Consider the following 17,793-nt stretch of genomic DNA (forward strand, 5'->3'; position numbering starts at 1 on the left):
GTTCAGGTGATCGATCAGGCGGCCGGGGGTGGCGACCAGCACGTCCACGCGGCGCACGCTATCCCGTTCGACGGCGGCGTTGCGCGGCAGGAAGCGCTCGCGCCGCAGGCAGTGGTCCGGCGCGTTGAGCAGGCGCACCAGGAAGGCGCGCTCGGTCGCGGTGAGCGGCAGCCGCTCGCCCGCCGGCCCCGCCAGCACGCGCGCGTGCATGTCCACGCGCCAGGCCGGCGCGGGACGCCCCGCGCCCTGCAACCGCCGGCACAGCGTGCGCAGCAGCGCATCCCATTCGGCCATGCTCATGTCCGGCGCCGGGCAGGCGTCCGCGCCCGCGTCCATGGCCGCGATGCGGGCTTGCGCGCAGGCATCGGCATCCTGCCAGGCCAGCGCAGCGCCCAGCGCGGCCCGGCGCGCGGCAGCGATGGGCGGCGAAGGATCGTCGTAGCGATCGCGTAGCACGATCGCGTCCGGCACCTGTCCGGCCAGACGTTCGAGCAACGCGTTCACCGACGCGAAGAAGTGGACGCGCCAATGCAATTCACGCAGATCCTTGGCGAAATAATTACCCGCAATTTCATCGGATTGCACGACAAAGACGGTGCCTCTGTGCCACATGATCGCCCCCTAACAGGCATATTACCTAAGTGATACTTATAGCCACCAAGGTAAATTCGTGGCAAGCTTCAATCGCGCTGTGAAGACATTTTCAGACCGACTGAAGCACGCACGTCTCCTTCGCGGCCACACGCAAGAGGAGCTGGCTCGGCTTGCCCGAATCTCGCAAAGTGCAATCGGCAGCTACGAAAGCAGCCTGCGCCAATCCAGCCGTTCGGCGCGCAAGCTGGCCCAGGTGTTGAAAGTCGAACTCGAGTGGCTGGAAACCGGCAAGGGCTCGATGGAGTTGCCGCTGGACGGCTACGACCTCAGCAACACGCTGCCGCCGGCGAACGTGGCGGAGCCGTCGCAGCGCGCGGGCCGCAAGCCGCGTCCACAGGCGCCGTGGCCATTTCCGAACATCTCTCCGTCGCACTTCGATGCGTTGACGCAGGACGAACGGAACATGCTGGAAGCGTTGGTGCAGACCTACATAGAAACCGCGCAGGCGCGCCGCAGCCTGAAGCCGCGCCGCAAGCAAAACTAGCAGCGTCGCCCTTCCCGCTGGCGCAAAAGCACAAAGCCCCCTTTGCAGGGGGCTTTGTGCTTAACAGCGGACGCTGTTGCATCCAGGTGCGGCCGGCTAGGTGCGGCCGGCCAGGCGTGCCCGAATCAGGGCTTGGCCGCCGGCGCCGTGACAGGCGCGGTGGCCGGCGAGCCACCGGCGGCCGGCGCGGACGAATCGCCACGAATGCGGGAAGCGATGTCGGCGGCGGCCTTGGCCGAGGGCACGCCGAACGCCAGCACGCCGCGGTTCAGCGGCTCGCCGATACGGGGCGCGGCGATCAGCTCGCGGTCCAGCACCAGGACCAGCATGTTGCCGACGTTCTTGCTGCTGATGTCGTTGAGCTTGCGCGCGCCCGATTCCGAGAAGCGCAGGCCGACGAAGTTGTTGCCTTCGCGGTCCACCAGCTGGGCGGCCTCGGTCAGGTCGGCGCGCGTCAGCACGGGCTGCTGTTCCATGTAGAGCTTGCCATCGGGCAGCGTGACTTCCGTCAGGCCCGGGCCGGCCTGGGTCCGGGCCACGTAGAACTCCACCACGGAAGCGGTGGCCGAGGGCGACTGCTGTTGCTGTTGTTGCTGCTGGCCCGCCTGGGGCGTCGCGGCGGCATCGCCGGAATTCTTGGTCGGCGCGGTCTTGCAACCCGCAAGCGCCAGGGTCAGGACCATCAAGGCGGGCGCCATGTTGCGCAGGGTCAGTTGCATGCTCGTTTCCTTCTTTGAGTAGTCTTCAGACCGGACGGCGGACGTTGCCCGCCGCAATTGACGAAAAAAGTGTACAGAACCTGATTGCCCCTGTCTCGGCAGTCTGATTCCAAATGTAAACCAGTAATACCACGCGTCGACTGCCCGCATCTTGCGCCGCAGCATCGACCGCTTTGGCGGCTGGCCCCCGGCAGGCTCTATACTTCGCTTTCGCGCAGGGGTACTCGTCCCGCCCGCAGGGCGCCGACGTGTTGAGAGAGTCCCTTCGTACCAGTACGGATAATGCCGATGCTGGGAGCCGTATTCCCGCCACGCCATCGCGCGCGGCGGGGATTCATTCCCGATCGGCTCCAAACCATTCGCTTGGAGCTTTCCATGAACGCCAATCCCAAATTCCTGGCCGCCACCGCAGAAGTGGACTCGGCCGCCGTCGCGCCGCTGCCCAAATCGCGCAAGGTGTACGAGACCGGCTCGCGGCCCGACATCCGCGTGCCGTTCCGCGAGATCGAGCAGGCCGACACGCCCACCATGTTCGGCGGCGAGAAGAACCCGCCGCTGACGGTCTACGACTGCAGCGGCCCCTACACCGACCCGGACGCCAAGATCGACATCCGCCGCGGCCTGCCCGAGCTGCGCCGCGCCTGGATCGAAGAGCGCGGCGACACCGAGCTGTTGGCCGGCCCGACCAGCGACTACGGCAAGGAGCGCCTGACCGATCCCAAGCTGACGGCCATGCGCTTCGACCTGCGCCGTCCGCCGCGCCGCGCCAAGTCGGGCGCCAACGTCACCCAGATGCACTACGCGCGCCGCGGCATCATCACGCCGGAAATGGAATTCGTGGCCATCCGCGAAAACCTGCGCCGCGAGCAGTACCTGGAAACGCTGCGCGCCAGCGGTCCGGACGGCGAGAAGATGGTCAAGCGCCTGCTGCGCCAGCATCCGGGCCAGTCCTTCGGCGCCGCCATCCCGTCGGCCATCACGCCCGAGTTCGTGCGCGACGAGATCGCGCGCGGCCGCGCCATCATCCCGGCCAACATCAACCACCCGGAAATCGAGCCGATGGCCATCGGCCGCAACTTCCTGGTGAAGATCAACGCCAACATCGGCAACTCGGCCGTCAGCTCCGGCATCGGCGAGGAAGTCGAGAAGATGACCTGGGCCATCCGCTGGGGTGGCGACACGGTCATGGACCTGTCCACCGGCAAGCACATCCATGAAACACGCGAGTGGATCATCCGCAACTCGCCCGTGCCGATCGGCACCGTGCCGATCTACCAGGCGCTGGAAAAGGTCGACGGCAAGGCCGAGGAACTGACCTGGGAGATCTTCCGCGACACGCTGATCGAGCAGGCCGAGCAAGGCGTGGACTACTTCACCATCCACGCCGGCGTGCGCCTGCCGTTCATTCCGATGACGGCGGACCGGATGACGGGCATCGTCTCGCGCGGCGGCTCGATCATGGCCAAGTGGTGCCTGGCGCATCACAAGGAAAGCTTCCTGTACGAGCGCTTCGACGAGATCTGCGAAATCATGAAGGCCTACGACGTCAGCTTCTCGCTGGGCGACGGCCTGCGTCCGGGCTCGGGCTACGACGCCAACGACGAGGCGCAATTCGCCGAGCTGAAGACGCTGGGCGAGCTGACCCAGGTGGCCTGGAAGCACGACGTGCAGGTCATGATCGAAGGCCCCGGCCACGTGCCGATGCAGATGATCAAGGAAAACATGGAGCTGCAGCTGGAACACTGCCACGAGGCGCCGTTCTACACGCTGGGTCCGCTGACCACCGACATCGCCCCGGGCTACGACCACATCACGTCCGGCATCGGCGCCGCGCTGATCGGCTGGTACGGCACCGCCATGCTCTGTTATGTGACGCCCAAGGAGCACCTGGGCCTGCCGAACAAGAAGGACGTGAAGGACGGCATCATCACGTACAAGATCGCGGCGCACGCGGCCGACCTGGCCAAGGGCCATCCCGGCGCGGCCATCCGCGACAATGCGCTGTCCAAGGCGCGCTTCGAGTTCCGCTGGGACGACCAGTTCAACCTGGGCCTGGATCCGGACACGGCCAAGGAGTTCCACGACGAGACCTTGCCCAAGGACTCGATGAAGGTGGCGCACTTCTGCTCCATGTGCGGCCCGCACTTCTGCTCGATGAAGATCACGCAGGACGTGCGTGACTACGCCGCGTCGCAGGGCGTGAGCGAGAAGGACGCGCTGCAGAAGGGCATGCAGGAAAAATCCATCGAGTTCGTGAAGAAGGGCGCCGAGGTCTATCACCGGCAATAAGCGCCGGGCGGACCGCCACGCCTGAAAGAACAAACCGCGCCGCCCCTTGCAGGGCGGCGCGGTTTTTTTGTCGCCGAACGGCGCCGGGCGCCCTCATCCGGCGACGGCCGGCTCGGGCGAACGAGCGCGCTGAGGCGCCAGGGATGCTGCCTGGAGGCGCGCGCGGGCGGCCGCCTACAGCAGCTTGCCCGGGTTCATGATGCCCGCTGGATCCACCAGGCGCTTGATCTCACGCATCAGCCGCAGTTCCAGCGGATCCTTGCTGTGCAGGAAGTGATCGCGCTTGAGCTGGCCGATGCCGTGCTCGGCGCTGATGCTGCCACCGTAGCGGTTGACCTCGTCCAGCACCGCGTCGGTGATGGCCGCGCCCTGCGTGGCTGCCCAGTCGCGCGGCGCGCCGGCCGGGCGCGACAGGTTGTAGTGCAGGTTGCCGTCGCCGAAGTGGCCGAAGATGAAAGGGCGGATGCCAGAGAACTGCGCCTGCAGCCGGGCCTGGGCCGAGGCCATGAAGTCCGGGATGCGCTCGATGGGCAGGGACACGTCGTGCTTCAGGTGCGGGCCGTCGGCGCGCTGCGCCTCGGAGATTTCCTCGCGCAGCTTCCACAGCCCCTGCAACTGGGCCAGCGAGGCCGACACCACCGCGTCCAGGCACAGCTCGTCTTCCAGCGCCTGGCCGATCACGTTCTCCAGCAAGGCGTTCAGCGCGGCCTCGTCGGCCGAATCGGCCAGCTCCACCAGCACATAGGCGGGATAGCGCTGGCCGAAGGGCTCCTGCACGCCTTCGGCGTGCGTCAGCACCAGGTCCAGGCAATCGCCCGAAAAATACTCGAAGGCCTGCAAGCGCGCGCCGCACTTGGCGTACAACAGCTCGAACAGGCGCAGCGCCTGGGCCGGCGACTCCACCGCCGCCAGCACCACCGAGCGCACGTCGGCGCGCGGGAACAGGCGCAGCGCCACGGCGGTGATCACGCCCAGCGTGCCCTCGGAGCCAATCAGGAGCTGCTTGAGGTCGTAGCCGGTATTGTCCTTGCGCAGCGTGCGCAGGCCGTGGAACACCTCGCCCGTGGGCAGCACGGCTTCCAGGCCCAGCACCAGCTCGCGCGCCATGCCGTAGCGCACCACGTTCACGCCGCCGGCGTTGGTGGCGACGTTGCCGCCGATCTGGCTGGAGTCCTCGGCCGCCAGGCTCAGCGGCAGCAGCCGGCCGGCGTCCTGCGCCGCGCGGCGCAGGTTGCCCAGGATGCAGCCGGCCTCGGCCACCAGCGTGTTGGCGATGGTGTCGATGCCGCGCACGGCATTCATGCGATCCAGGCTCAGCACCACGTTGGCCGCGCCCTGGTCGGGCGTGGCGCCGCCGCACAGGCCGGTATTGCCGCCACGCGGCACCACCGGCACGCCGGCCTGCTGGCACAGCGCCAGGCAAGTGGCGACCTCTTCGGTGCGGCGCGGGCGCACCACCGCCTGGGCGCGGCCGTTGTACAGGCCGCGCCAGTCGGACAGCCAGGGCGCGATGTCCTGTTCAGCGGTGGCGACGGTGTCGGGGCCCAGGGCCTGGACCAGGCGTTGGGCGAAATCGGTTGAGCTCATGAGGAGTGCCTGGAAACGGTGGAACTAGCGGTGGAGAGTAGGACTGGTCGGAAACGAATCGGGTCGATGACGGGACAGCGGCGCGCTACGGTGCGTCCTTCGCCAGCGCCAGCTGCAATCGCGCGGCGGCTTGCCGAAGGTGCCCCACGGCCGCCTGGCGGGCGGCGACGGCGTCCTGCGCGCGGATGGCTTCGAACACCGCCACATGCTCCTGGTGCACGGCAACGCTCAGCCCGGCCTGTTGGCGGCTGTTGGCGCGCGCAGCGCCCACTGCCTGGCGCAGTTGCAGGTTCAGGTAGCGCAGCAGGTCCGCGTAATGGCTGTTGTGCGTGGCGGCGGCCACGGCCAGGTGGAACGAGATGTCGTTTTCGACGCCCTGCTCCGGATCTTCGAGATGCCGCTCCAGCCGCGCCAGCGAGTCGGCCATGGCGGCCAGGTCGGCGTCGTCGCGGCGCAGCGCGGCCAGCGCCGCAGCGCCGCCTTCGAGTTCCATGCGCAGCTCGTACACGCTGGCCAGTTGTTCGCGGCTGGCGGCGATGCTGTCCGACAACAGGAAGCCCTGCGCGCCGGTGCGCGAGGTGACGGTGCAGCCGGAGCCCTGGCGGCTCTGGATCAGGCCCTGCGCGCGCAGGCGCTCGGTGACTTCGCGGATCACCGCGGCGCTGACACCGTACTGTTCGGCCAGCACGCGGCCGGACGGCAGTTTGGCGCCGACGGGATGCACGCCCTGGGCAATGTCGGCGGCGATCTGGCGGGCGACCTGTTCGGTCAGGGTCAGGGAAGGCGTCAGCATGCCGCGATTATAGGCATACTTTTCAGGTTATCTGATAACTTTTCCAGACAGCGTCCGATTTTCCCAGCAGACGAGCGGCGTCCACGACGGCGAAGTCCGGGTGGCGGAGAACGCGCCTCTCACCGGCCCCTGCCCTATCCTGGCCTACCCTGGCTCTATACCGGCCCGATACCGCGGCCCGCCTCAGGCCGCCACGACGTCGCCCTCCTGTTGCGCGGCGTCGTCCTCGAACGCCCCGGCGACGGCGCAGCAGCGGCCGCCCTGCGCCTTGGCCCGGTACAGGGCGGCGTCGGCCGCGTCCAGCGCGGCCTGGGCGTCGCGGTTGTTGCGCGAGATGATGCTGATGCCGATGGACAGTCCCACGCTCACGCGCGTGCCGTCGGCCAGCGCGATCGGATGCGAGACGTCCTGCAGCAGGTGTTCGCCCAGCCGCAGCGCGGCCGGCGCATCGATGCCGGTGACCAGCACGATGAACTCGTCGCCGCCCATGCGCGCGGCCACGTCGTCCACGCGCAGCATGCCACGCATGCGGTCGGCGATGGTCTTGAGCACCTGATCGCCGGCGGCATGCCCATGGGTGTCGTTGATGATCTTGAAATCGTCCATGTCCATGTACAGCAGCGCGGCGGGCGTGTCGTGCTCGCGCGTGCCGGAGCAGATGCGCTCCAGCGCCGACTGCAGCCCGGCCCGGTTGGCCAGGCCGGTGAGCACGTCCTCGCTGGCGCGGCGATCGTTCTCACGCTCGGACAGCATGGTGGACACCAGGATGCGGTTCAGCCGGTGCGAGGCGATGCTCATGCTGACCAGGTAGAACGGAATCTGGATGAAGACGATGGCGGTGACCGCCTCGCCGGTGAACAGCGCCCCCAGGCACATCGGCCCCAGGCTCAGGAAGATCATCGCCGCGACCAGCCGGGGCGCGCCGTAGTTGCGGAAGCAGATGCCGCCGGCCATGGCGCCGCAGGACACGCCGGCCAGCGTGGCCGAGAGCCAGTCGCCATTCAGGAAGGTGACGAAGACGCCATAGCCCACGCTGAAAGCCCACAGCAGCGCCAGCAGGATGTAGACGTCGGTATGCGTGTTGCCGCCGTGCCGCGCGGCGCGCAGCGCCGAGCGCAGCACCATGACCCGCACGGCGGCCAGCGCCAGCTCCAGGATGAGCCAGGACAGGTACAGCGGCTCGGGCCGACGCCAGGCGACGATGCCGGAGATGAGCACGGTGTTGATGACGCCGCCGGCGAAGATGGGCAGCGTTCCGAACAGGCTGGCCAGCAGGGCCGCGCGGATGTCGGCGGGCGTGCCATGGCCGGCGTGCGTCAGCCAGCGCGTCAAGCGCCACGCAGGCAAGCTGAACTTCAGTCCCGTATCCACCACTCTCGCGCCCCCGGCCCGGATCCACGGGCAGGCTGCGGTTATAGCAGGGATTTTTCAGTCCATACATTGGCCGCAAGGCCAATAGGACGCCGGTGAAACCGACTGAAGCCGATGCGGCGCGAGGGAATTTTCAGGCGGGCCGATGTCCGCAGACCGGACATTCCGGGTCGCGCTGCACGTTGACGCTGCGCCACTGCATGGTGCGCACGTCCAGCCATTGCAGCCGGCCCGACAGGCTTTCGCCGACGCCGGACAGCAGCTTCAGGGCCTCGGCGGCCTGCATGCTGCCGATGATGCCGACCACGGGCGCGAACACGCCCATGGTGGCGCAATTGGCCTGCTCGACGTCATCGGCCTCGGGGAACAGGCAGTGGTAACAGGGCGCCTTGTCGTCGCGCAGGTCATAGACGCTGACCTGACCGTCGAAACGGATGGCGGCGCCCGAGACCAGCGGCTTGCGGTGCTCGACGCAGGCGCGGTTGATGGCGTGGCGGGTGGTGAAGTTGTCGGTGCAGTCCAGCACCAGGTCGGCGGCGGCCACCGCGTCGGACAGGGCCTGGCCCTGCAGGCGCTCGACGCGCGCATGGACGCGGGCCTGCGGGTTGAACGCCGCCAGCATGTCGCGGCCGGACTCGGCCTTGGGCCGGCCCACGCTGGCCGTGGTGTGCAGGATCTGGCGTTGCAGGTTGCTCAGTTCGACGACGTCGTCGTCGGCCAGCGTGATGTCGCCCACGCCGGCGGTGGCCAGGTACAGCGCGGCGGGCGAGCCCAGCCCGCCCGCGCCGACGATCAGCACCCGCGCCGCCAGCAGTCTTTCCTGCCCCTCGATGCCGAGTTCGTCGAGCAGGATGTGGCGGGCGTAGCGCAGCAGTTGCTCGTCGTTCATTTTTCCTTGCTGGGCTCGACTCCGGTCGGCGTGATCTTCATGCGCTGCGCCGGGCCGCCGACCTTGGCGTCGGCCTTGGCCTGGGCGCGGGCCGAGCCCTTCTGCACCGGCTTGCCGGCCAGCAGGTTCAGCGCCTGCTGCAGCTGGAAGTCGTCCTTGCCGCCGAATTCGAAGATCTTGGCCGGCAGCTCGACGTTTTCCTGGTCGGCGCTGGACTTCACCTCATTGGTGGTCTGCTGGTTCGACAGGTGGCGTTGCAGGTCGGCTTCGCGCGGCAGGCGGAACAGGTCGCCGTCGGCGGTGTCGGCCACCACGTAGTCGGGTTCGATGCCGGTGGCCTGGATGGAACGGCCGCTGGGCGTGAAGTAGCGCGAAGTGGTGAGCTTGACCGCGGTGCTCTCGGACAGCGGCAGGATCACCTGCACCGAGCCCTTGCCGAAGGTGCGGTTGCCCAGCACCTTGGCGCGCTTGTGGTCCTGCAGCGCGCCGGCCACGATCTCGGATGCCGAGGCCGAGCCGACGTTGACCAGCACCACCATCGGCACGGTCTTGGTCCAGGCCGGCAGGCCCGACAGGTAGTTGCTTTCGCCACGCGCGTATTCCGACGGCGAGGCCAGGTACTTGTGGCGGGCGTCGGGCGTGCGGCCGTCGGTCGAGACCACCAGGGTCTCGGGCGGCAGGAAGGCGCCGGACACGCCGATGGCGCTGGTCAGGAGGCCGCCCGGGTCGTTGCGCAGGTCCAGCACCAGGCCCTTGGGGGCATCCTTGGCGCCCAGGTCCTTGAGCTGCTTGGCCAGGTCGACGCCGGTCTTTTCCTGGAACTGGGCGATGCGGACGTAGCCGATGCCGTTGTCCAGCATCTTGCTGCGCACGCTGCGCACCTTGATGATGTCGCGCACGATCTTCAGCACGATGGGCTGGGGACGGTCGGCGCGCATGATGGTCAGCGTGATCGGCGACTTGGGCGCGCCGCGCATCAGCTTGACCGCTTCGTTCAGCGACATGCCCTTGGTGGGCGTGTCGTCGATCTTGATGATGAGGTCGCCGGCCATCACGCCGGCGCGGGCGGCGGGCGTGTCCTCGATGGGGGAAATGACCTTGACGAAACCGTCCTCGGCGCCGACCTCGATGCCCAGGCCGCCGAACTCGCCCTGCGTGGCGGTCTGCATTTCGCGGAAGGCCTCGGCGTCCAGGTAGGCCGAGTGCGGATCCAGGTTGGACACCATGCCGGAGATCGCGTTGCTGATGAGCGTCTTGTCATCAACCGCTTCGACATAGTTGTTCTTGATCGCGGCGAAGACGTTGCTCAGCTGCCTGAGCTCGTCCAGGGGCAGCGGGCTGCCGCGCTGGGCCACGGCGGATACGCCGACGCTCAGCAATACGCCTGCCACCGCACCGGTGGCGATCAGTCCGAAACCGCGAAATTTGCGAGTGCCCATGCACACTTCCCGAATTTTGTTTTCGCCGGAGGGAGCCGCAAGCGTGCCGGCTGTCCTACGGATGTACCAACGAGTGGCTGCCAATAATGTACTGAACTGGTACTGATCTACTGCGCCAGCCACTGGGCCGGGTCGACAGGAGCGCCACGATGGCGAATTTCAAAGTATAGGCCGGATTCCACTTGGCCGCCGGTCGCCCCGACCAGGGCGATGGTGTCGCCGCCGCCAACCGGATCGCCCACCCGCTTGAGCAGGCTCTGGTTGTAAGCATAGACCGTCAGATATTGCTGCCCATGATCCACAATGATGAGGTTGCCGAAACCGCGCAGCCATTCGGCGTAGACCACCGTGCCGGGCGCGACGGCCTTGACCGGCGTGCCCTCCGGCGCGCGCAGCACCACGCCGCGCCAGACGCCGCCGTCGGGACGGTCGACGCCGAACCGGCCCTGGACCTGCCCGCGCACCGGCATGGGCAGGCCGTGCTTCAGGCCGTTGCCGCCGCCGACCACGGGGCGCGTCGTCTGCTGCGACACGGATGCGGTCCGGGTTGGAGTGCTGTCGGCCTCGACCGGTTCCGGCTTGGGTTCCGGTTTTTTCGCCGGTTCCGTCGGCTTGGCCGACGGCGTGTCGGCCGGGCCGGTCAGGCGGGTATGCGACTGGCGATCGGCCGGACGCAGGCCGGCGGCGTCCGGGTCGGCCACGGCGACCGGTCCGCGCTGCTGGCGGGCGGCGGCCTCGACCTGCTCGCGCGCCCGGGCCGCGTCCTGCGCATCCTGCGCATCGCGGTTGCGGCGCGCGTCGGCGGCAGCGCGGCGCTCGGCCTCGGCGCGGCGCGCTTCGTCGGCTTTCTTGCGGGCGTCCTCGGCGCGGCGCTCGGCCTCGGCCTTCTTGCGCGCTTCCTCGGCCCGACGCGCCTCTTCGGCGCGGCGCGCTTCCTCGGCCTTCCTGCGCGCCTCTTCCGCGCGGCGGGCATCCTCGGCCTGCTTGACGATGGCCGCGTCCAGGTCGGTGATCAGGCGCGACAGGCGCTGGTCGTCCCGGCCCAGCTTGTTGGCCTCGGCGCGCTGGGCGGCGATCTGCCCTTCCAGCTGGGCCAGCAGCGTGGAGCGTTCTTTCTGCTGGCCGACCAGGGCGGTCTTCTGCTCGGTGGTCTCGGCCACCACTTTTTCGATCTCGGCGCGGCGGGCATCCGCCTTGCCCTGCAACGCGGCCAGGCGATCGATGTCGGCGCGCAGCGCCTGCACCGCCTGGGCGCGGGCCTGGGACACGTAGTCCAGGTAGCCCAGGTTGCGGCCCAACAGTTGTGGATCGTCGCCGGACAGCAGCGCCGTCCAGGGCGACAGGCCGCTGGTGTACTGGGTGCGCAGCTGGTCGGCCAGCTCGACGCGGCGCTTGGCCAGCGTCGCCTGCTGGGCGCCGATCTGCTTTTCCAGGCTGCCCAGGTCGGCCTGGGCCTGGCGGTTGGCCTCGGCCAGCTCGCGCAGCCGCAGGTTGATGCGGGAAATGGAAGATTCGGACTGTTTCAGCGCGTCGGCCGCTTCCTTGCGGGCGGCCTCGCGCGTGTCGATGTCCTTTTGCAGGTTCTCGATGCGGTCGCGCAACTGGGCCTGCTGGCGCTCGGCCTCGGACTGGCGCCCGGCCAGGTCATTGGGCGCGGCGCGGGCCGAAAGCGCTCCACCGGCCAGAACGACCGCCAACAACAACCCCGACGCGCGACGCATGACTGAACCTGTTTCCACCTGATGGAGGAGCCCTTTCGGGCCCTTGTCCTTAGTCCTTCTTGGCCTTGCCCTGGGCCGCCACGGCGGCCATGGCCGCCTCGATCTCGGCGGCATCGCCCAGATAATAGTGGCGGATCGGGCGCAGGTCATCATCCAGTTCATAGACCAGCGGCTGGCCCGTGGGGATGTTCAGGTTGACGATGTCGTCGTCCGACACATTGTCCAGGTGCTTGATCAGCGCGCGCAGGCTGTTGCCGTGGGCGGCGATCAGCACGTTGCGGCCGGCGCGGATGGCCGGGGCGATGGACTCGTTCCAGAACGGCAGCACGCGCGCCACGGTGTCCTTCAGGCACTCGGTGGCGGGCAGCTGGTCGGCCGGCACCTTGGCGTAGCGCTTGTCGAAGCGCGGGTGGCGCTCGTCGTCCAGCGCCAGCGGCTCGGGCGCGATGGCGTAGGCGCGGCGCCAGACCAGCACCTGCTCGTCGCCGTACTTGGCGGCGGTCTCGGCCTTGTTCAGGCCCTGCAGGGCGCCGTAGTGGCGCTCGTTCAGGCGCCAGGTCACGCCGACCGGGGTGTACATGGCGTCCATCGCGTCCAGGGCGATCCACAGGGTGCGGATGGCGCGCTTGAGCAGCGAGGAGTAGGCCAGGTCGAAGGTATAGCCTTCTTTCTTGAGCAGTTCGCCGGCCTTGCGGGCCTGTTCGCGGCCGGTGTCGGTCAGGTCGACGTCGGTCCAGCCGGTGAAGCGGTTTTCCAGGTTCCACTGGCTTTCGCCGTGGCGCATCAGAACGAGTTTATGCATGGCTAGTCACGCGCAAGCGCGGGTTAAAGTTGGGAAATGCGGATGAACAATGCGCTCATTTTATAATTGAGCGATTTTGCCCTTGATTTTGCCCGGGCGCACCCGCAGATTTGCCCTGCGGCGCCTGCCCGGGCTTGTCGCTACCAAGGCTAGCCGCCGCACTTCAGGATGCTCCGTGGATCTTCTGCAATTCTTGCTCGATAAAAACAACGTCTTCATCGTCGCCGTGGCCGTGGTGTCCGGCATCATGCTGATGGTGCCCGCCCTGCGTAAAGGCCGGGCCGGCTCCGCCGTGAGCACCTCCGAAGCCATCCAGATGGTCAACCAGCGCCAGGCGGTATGGGTCGACGTGCGCCCGGCCGAGCAGTTCCAGGCCGGCCACATCGCCCAGGCCCGCAGCGTGCCCGCCGCCGACCTGGAACAGAAGGCCGGCAACCTGCCCAAGAACAAGCCGCTGATCGTGGTCTGCGACAATGGCCGCGATTCGGCCCGCGCCGCCGCCAAGCTGCGCGCCCAGGGTTACGCCGACGTGGTGCCGCTGGACGGCGGCATGCGCGCCTGGCAGGCCGCGAGCCTGCCGGTCACGCAGAAGTGATCCCGGGGGCCTCGCCCCCAGCTCTCCGCCACACGGTTCACGATACGCAGGAACGCCCATGAACAAAGTTGTCATGTACAGCAAGGATTATTGCCCCTACTGCGCCCGCGCCAAGGCGCTGCTGGAGCAGCGCGGCGTGGCCGACCTGGAAATCATCCAGATCGACCGCGATCCGGCCCAGCGCGACGTCATGATCGAGCGCACCGGCCGCCGCACCGTGCCCCAGATCTTCATCGGCGACACCCACGTGGGCGGCTGTGACGACCTGATGGCGCTGGATCGCGCGGGCGGCCTCGCGCCCCTGCTCAACGGCTGACCCTCTTATATTTTTGCCCCCTCCTACCAACGGAAACACTCATGGCTGACCAGAACCAAAACACCCAGCAAGAAGGCGGCAACGACGCGCCCTCGTTCAACCTGCAGCGCGTCTACCTGAAAGACCTCTCGCTGGAAATGCCGAATGCGCCCCACGTCTTCCTGGAGCAGGAAGCGCCCCAGGTGGAAGTGAGCATCGCCGTCGGCGGCCAGCGCCTGGCCGACACCGTGTTCGAAACCACGGTCACGGTCACCGTCACCACCCGCATCAACGACAAGGTGGTCTACCTGGTCGAAGGCACCCAGGCCGGCATCTTCGAAGCCGCCAACATCCCCGAAGAACAACTGGATCCGCTGCTGGGCATCGTCTGCCCGACCATGCTCTACCCGTACCTGCGCGCCAACATCGCCGACGCGATCACCCGCACCTCGATGCCCCCGCTGCACCTGACCGAAGTGAACTTCCAGGCCCTGTACGAGCAGCGCCTGGCCGAACTGGCCCAGCAGCAAGGCTCGGCCAACGGCAACGGCGCCAGCGGCGACTCGGGCATCATCCTGCCCCCCAGCGCGCCCCGCCAGTAAGGCTGACCCGCGCAACCCCAGGGACCGCCCCATGACCGCTTCCGCCTCGCCCAGCCTGCGCGTCGCCGTACTGGGCGCGGGAAGCTGGGGCACCGCCCTGGCGGCGGCCGCCAGCCGCCGCCACCCCACCGTGCTCTGGGCGCGCGACGCCGCCCAGGCGGCCGCTCTCGCGGCCCGGCGGGAAAATGAACGCTACCTGCCCGGCATTTCCCTGCCGCCGGCACTGCACTATTCCAGCGACCTCGACGCCACGCTCGCCAGCCTGCGACAGGACGGCGGCGCCGGCCTGATCGTGCTGGGCGTGCCCGTGGCCGGGCTGGGCGCCATCTGCGCCGAGCTGGCAAGCCGGCTGCCCGCGCTGGGCCTGCAAGACACCCCCATCGTCTGGACCTGCAAGGGCTTCGAAGCCGGCACCGCCCGCCTGCCGCACGAGATCGTGCGCGAAGCGCTGCCGCAGGCCCAATGCGGCGTGCTGTCCGGGCCATCCTTCGCGCGCGAAGTGGCGCAGGGCCTGCCGGTGGCGCTGACCATCGCCAGCAGCGCCGCGCCCGTGCGCGATCGCACCATCCAGGCTTTCCATGGCGCCGCGCTGCGCGTGTACGCCAGCGCCGACCTGGTCGGCGTGGAGGTCGGCGGCGCGCTCAAGAACGTGATCGCCGTCGCCTGCGGCATCGGCGACGGCCTGGCGCTGGGCACCAATGCCCGCGCGGCGCTGATCACCCGCGGCCTGGCCGAAATGGCGCGACTGGGCGTGGCCCTGGGCGCGCAGGCCGAGACCTTCTCCGGCCTGACCGGCCTGGGCGACCTGGTGCTCACCGCCACCGGTGAACTGTCGCGCAACCGCCGCGTGGGCCTGGAGATCGGCGCCGGCCGCAAGCTGGCCGACATCCTGGCCAGCGGCATCACTGCCGAGGGCGTGCGCTGCGCCCAGGCCGCGCTGGACCGGGCGCGCGCCGCCGGCGTCGAGCTGCCCATCACCGAAGCCGTCTGCGCCGTGCTGTTCGAAGGCGTGGCCCCCATGACGGCGGTGTCGGCGCTATTGGCGCGCGACGCCCGCTACGAAAGCGCGGACCCGGCCGCCACCCCATAACAAGACCCACGTCACGACCCTCCTGGAGACTCCATCCATGTCGCAAGCCCGCAAGTTCCGGGTCGGCCGCCTGCTGCGCGGCCTGTGCCTGAGCCTGGCCGCCGTCCTGCCCGCCGCCGCCCACGCCGACTGGCCCGACCACCCGATCCATCTGGTGGTGCCCTTCCCGCCAGGTTCCTCGCCCGACATCCTGGCGCGGACGATCTCCGAGCCGCTGTCGCAGGCGCTGGGCCAACCCATCGTGGTCGACAACAAGCCGGGCGCCGGCGGCAATATCGGCACCCGCATCGTGGCGCAGGCCAAGCCGGACGGCTACACGCTGCTGTACACGATCAACGGCCCGCTGGTCACCGCCCCCACGCTGTACAAGAAGACGCTCGGCTACGACCCGCTGCGCGACCTGGCGCCGGTCACGCTGGTGGGCACCAGCCCCAACGTGCTGGTGGTGCCGTCCAGCCTGCAGGTCGACAACGTCAAGGACTTCGTCAAGCTGGTCAAGAGCCGCGGCAACTCGCTGAACTACGGTTCGGTCGGCCCCGGCAGCTCGGCGCACCTGGCGATGGAGATGTTCAAGGAACGCGCCGGCGTCGACCTGGCCCACATCCCCTACTCCGGCTTCCCGCAAGTCATCACCGCCATCATCGGCGGCGACGTGCAGGCCGGCTTCATGGTGCCCGCCATCGCCGTGCCGCAGACCCGCGATAACAAGGTCAAGCTGCTGGCCGTGACCAGCCTGGAACCCAGCGCCGCCCTGCCGGGCATTCCGACCATGGCCGCGCAGGGCTACCCGGATTTCGAGGCGATCTCGTGGAATGCGGTTCTGGCGCCCGCCGGCACGCCCACGCCCGTGATCGAACGGCTGAATTCCGAGCTGGCCCGCATCATCGACAGCCCGGCGGTGCGCAAGCAGATGGAACTGCAGTACTTCACGCCCGCGCCGTCCACGCCGGAAGCGCTGACCAGCCGCATCAAGAACGAAAAAGCGCGCTGGGACCAGGTGATCCAGAAGCTGAACCTGTCGCTGGATTAGGCTCCGCCGTCGTAACCCTGCTGACGCCAGGCCTCGAACACGGTCACCGCGACCGCGTTCGACAGGTTCAGGCTGCGCTGCCCGGCGCGCATGGGCAGCCGCAGCCGCTGCTGCGGCGGGAACAGCGCCTGATGCGCGTCCGACAGCCCGGCCGACTCGCGGCCGAAGACGAACACGTCGCCCGGCTTGAAGGCCACATCCGCCACGCTGCGCTGCGCATGCGTGGTCAGCGCATAGATGCCGGCGGGGGCCGCGCCCGTGTCGGCCAGCGCCTCTTCCAGCGTGTCGTGCACCCGCACCGGCTGCCACTCGTGGTAGTCCAGGCCTGCGCGGCGCATGCGCGCATCGTCCAGCTCGAACCCCAGCGGCCGCACCAGATGCAACTGCGCGCCGGTATTGGCGCACAAGCGGATGGCGTTGCCCGTGTTGGGCGGAATCTCGGGGCAGACGAGGATGACGTGGAACATGGGCAGGAAAAAAGTCAGGGGAAGCAAACGTGCAAGCAAGGGCGCGAGTCGGACCGCGCCCGTGCGGAATTGTCGCCGATTTCTCCTTGGCGGCCGGCCATGGCCTGGCCGCCGCGCGCAGCCTGGATCGTACCCGTGCCTCTGCGGAACGCGCGCGGCCGCGGATCCAGGCCGCTCACGACCCGCGCCCCGGCGTGCGCGCGACGGCCAGCACGGTCACGCTGAGCGCGCCGGCCGCCAACAGGGCCCGCGCGGCGGCCTCGGCCGTGCTGCCCGTGGTCATCACGTCGTCCACCAGCGCCACGTGCCGGCCGCGCACGCCCTGCCCGCGAAACACGCCGGCCAGGCCGGCGCGGCGCTCGCGCCGGCCCAGCCCCGCCTGCCGCGGCGTCTCGCGCAGGCGCAGCAGCGCGCCATGCCGCAGGGGCAGATCCAGCGCCTCGGCCAGGCTGCGGGCGATCTCCATGGCCGGGTTCATGCCGCGCCGACGCAGCGAGGCCCGGCTGGCCGGCACGGCGGCCAGCACCGCATCGGCAGGCAGGGGCGCCTCCCGCGCGACGGCCGCCCCCAGCAGGCGCGCGAGCACCGGCGCCAGCGACAGGCGCAGCCGGGTCTTCAACTGGCTGATCAGGGCCACCCCCGGCGGCTCGTAGTCGAATGCCACGATGGCGCGCAGGTAGGCGGGCGGCCGGCCCAGGCAGCCCGCGCACAGCGGGGCCGGCTGGCGCAGGCGCTGCGCGCAGCGCGGACAGCGCGCGCCCGGTTCACGGCAGCTGCGGGTGACGTCGGCCTCGCAGCCCGCGCACAGCCGCGCGCCCCGCACCCGCGCGCCGCATAGCGGGCAATCGCAGCCCATGGCCGACGCCAGCCGCGACAACAGTTGTCGGCCGGCGCGTCGTAGGGGAAATCGGGGCCGGCGGCCCGGATGCGCAATAATGTCTGCCATCCCGTCATCAAATCATGTTC

The 17,793-nt window shown here is 69.0% G+C and carries 18 protein-coding genes; 7 read left to right on the forward strand and 11 right to left on the reverse strand.

Translation table 11 applies throughout. The annotated features are described in order from the left end of the window. The coding region (locus tag KDH83_RS20690; protein ID WP_212319342.1) for a transcriptional regulator at positions 1–612 on the reverse strand (612 nt) is incomplete at its 3' end. Positions 613–691: 79 nt separating this feature from the next. Between KDH83_RS20690 and KDH83_RS20695 the strand changes: the two genes are divergently transcribed. Next, positions 692–1,138 (forward strand): helix-turn-helix transcriptional regulator, encoded by a 447-nt coding sequence (locus KDH83_RS20695; RefSeq protein WP_212319369.1) that lies wholly within the window; start codon positions 692–694, stop codon positions 1,136–1,138. A 125-nt stretch (positions 1,139–1,263) separates the two neighbouring features. Here KDH83_RS20695 and KDH83_RS20700 read toward each other — a convergent pair whose 3' ends face one another. Then, a complete protein-coding gene (locus tag KDH83_RS20700) occupies positions 1,264–1,857 on the reverse strand; it encodes a preprotein translocase subunit SecD (protein ID WP_212319344.1) in 594 nt (197 codons plus the stop codon). A gap of 375 nt (positions 1,858–2,232) precedes the next feature. Here KDH83_RS20700 and thiC point away from each other — a divergent pair, with 375 nt between their 5' ends. After that, positions 2,233–4,146: a phosphomethylpyrimidine synthase ThiC gene (gene thiC / locus KDH83_RS20705; RefSeq protein ID WP_212319346.1), complete on the forward strand. Its 1,914-nt coding sequence runs from the start codon at positions 2,233–2,235 to the stop codon at positions 4,144–4,146. Between the two features lie 174 nt (positions 4,147–4,320). On the opposite strand, the gene KDH83_RS20710 is transcribed toward thiC, so the two are convergent. From KDH83_RS20710 to gpmA, 7 genes are all read right to left on the reverse strand, one after another. Next, a complete protein-coding gene (locus tag KDH83_RS20710; RefSeq protein ID WP_212319348.1) occupies positions 4,321–5,733 on the reverse strand; it encodes an FAD-binding oxidoreductase in 1,413 nt (470 codons plus the stop codon). Positions 5,734–5,818: 85 nt separating this feature from the next. Further along, positions 5,819–6,526 carry an FCD domain-containing protein gene (locus tag KDH83_RS20715; protein WP_212319349.1) on the reverse strand — a complete coding sequence of 236 codons (708 nt, stop codon included), beginning with the start codon at positions 6,524–6,526 and terminating at the stop codon, positions 5,819–5,821. A 183-nt stretch (positions 6,527–6,709) separates the two neighbouring features. Beyond that, positions 6,710–7,897, reverse strand: coding sequence for a GGDEF domain-containing protein (locus KDH83_RS20720; protein ID WP_212319351.1), 1,188 nt, complete (start codon positions 7,895–7,897; stop codon positions 6,710–6,712). A 133-nt stretch (positions 7,898–8,030) separates the two neighbouring features. Next, positions 8,031–8,786 (reverse strand): HesA/MoeB/ThiF family protein, encoded by a 756-nt coding sequence (locus tag KDH83_RS20725; protein ID WP_103271423.1) that lies wholly within the window; start codon positions 8,784–8,786, stop codon positions 8,031–8,033. Continuing rightward, positions 8,783–10,225, reverse strand: coding sequence for a S41 family peptidase (locus tag KDH83_RS20730; protein ID WP_212319353.1), 1,443 nt, complete (start codon positions 10,223–10,225; stop codon positions 8,783–8,785). The genes KDH83_RS20725 and KDH83_RS20730 overlap by 4 nt, the downstream gene beginning before the upstream one ends. 107 nt (positions 10,226–10,332) lie before the next feature. Then, on the reverse strand, positions 10,333–11,946 hold the full coding sequence (locus KDH83_RS20735) for a peptidoglycan DD-metalloendopeptidase family protein (RefSeq protein WP_212319355.1): 1,614 nt from the start codon (positions 11,944–11,946) through the stop codon (positions 10,333–10,335). A gap of 49 nt (positions 11,947–11,995) precedes the next feature. Further along, a complete protein-coding gene (gene gpmA, locus KDH83_RS20740; RefSeq protein WP_103271426.1) occupies positions 11,996–12,748 on the reverse strand; it encodes a 2,3-diphosphoglycerate-dependent phosphoglycerate mutase in 753 nt (250 codons plus the stop codon). A gap of 175 nt (positions 12,749–12,923) precedes the next feature. On the opposite strand from gpmA, the gene KDH83_RS20745 reads away from it, so the two are divergent. Genes KDH83_RS20745 through KDH83_RS20765 form a run of 5 tightly spaced genes read left to right on the forward strand, consistent with a single transcriptional unit; the run spans position 12,924 to position 16,360 of the window. Next, on the forward strand, positions 12,924–13,343 hold the full coding sequence (locus KDH83_RS20745) for a rhodanese-like domain-containing protein (RefSeq protein ID WP_212319357.1): 420 nt from the start codon (positions 12,924–12,926) through the stop codon (positions 13,341–13,343). Positions 13,344–13,401: 58 nt separating this feature from the next. Next, on the forward strand, positions 13,402–13,659 hold the full coding sequence (gene grxC, locus KDH83_RS20750; RefSeq protein ID WP_212319359.1) for a glutaredoxin 3: 258 nt from the start codon (positions 13,402–13,404) through the stop codon (positions 13,657–13,659). Between the two features lie 41 nt (positions 13,660–13,700). After that, on the forward strand, positions 13,701–14,240 hold the full coding sequence (gene secB / locus KDH83_RS20755) for a protein-export chaperone SecB (protein ID WP_212319361.1): 540 nt from the start codon (positions 13,701–13,703) through the stop codon (positions 14,238–14,240). 31 nt (positions 14,241–14,271) lie between these two features. Then, a complete protein-coding gene (locus KDH83_RS20760) occupies positions 14,272–15,330 on the forward strand; it encodes an NAD(P)H-dependent glycerol-3-phosphate dehydrogenase (protein ID WP_212319363.1) in 1,059 nt (352 codons plus the stop codon). A 37-nt stretch (positions 15,331–15,367) separates the two neighbouring features. Beyond that, on the forward strand, positions 15,368–16,360 hold the full coding sequence (locus KDH83_RS20765; protein ID WP_212319365.1) for a tripartite tricarboxylate transporter substrate binding protein: 993 nt from the start codon (positions 15,368–15,370) through the stop codon (positions 16,358–16,360). Here KDH83_RS20765 and KDH83_RS20770 read toward each other — a convergent pair. Further along, positions 16,357–16,827 (reverse strand): tRNA (cytidine(34)-2'-O)-methyltransferase, encoded by a 471-nt coding sequence (locus tag KDH83_RS20770; RefSeq protein WP_212319371.1) that lies wholly within the window; start codon positions 16,825–16,827, stop codon positions 16,357–16,359. The genes KDH83_RS20765 and KDH83_RS20770 overlap by 4 nt on opposite strands. Before the next feature lie 175 nt (positions 16,828–17,002). After that, on the reverse strand, positions 17,003–17,683 hold the full coding sequence (locus tag KDH83_RS20775; protein ID WP_249205242.1) for a ComF family protein: 681 nt from the start codon (positions 17,681–17,683) through the stop codon (positions 17,003–17,005). Between the last annotated feature and the right edge of the window lie 110 nt (positions 17,684–17,793).

This window comes from Achromobacter sp. Marseille-Q0513 (assembly GCF_018195695.1).
Classification (GTDB): Bacteria; Pseudomonadota; Gammaproteobacteria; order Burkholderiales; family Burkholderiaceae_B; genus Achromobacter.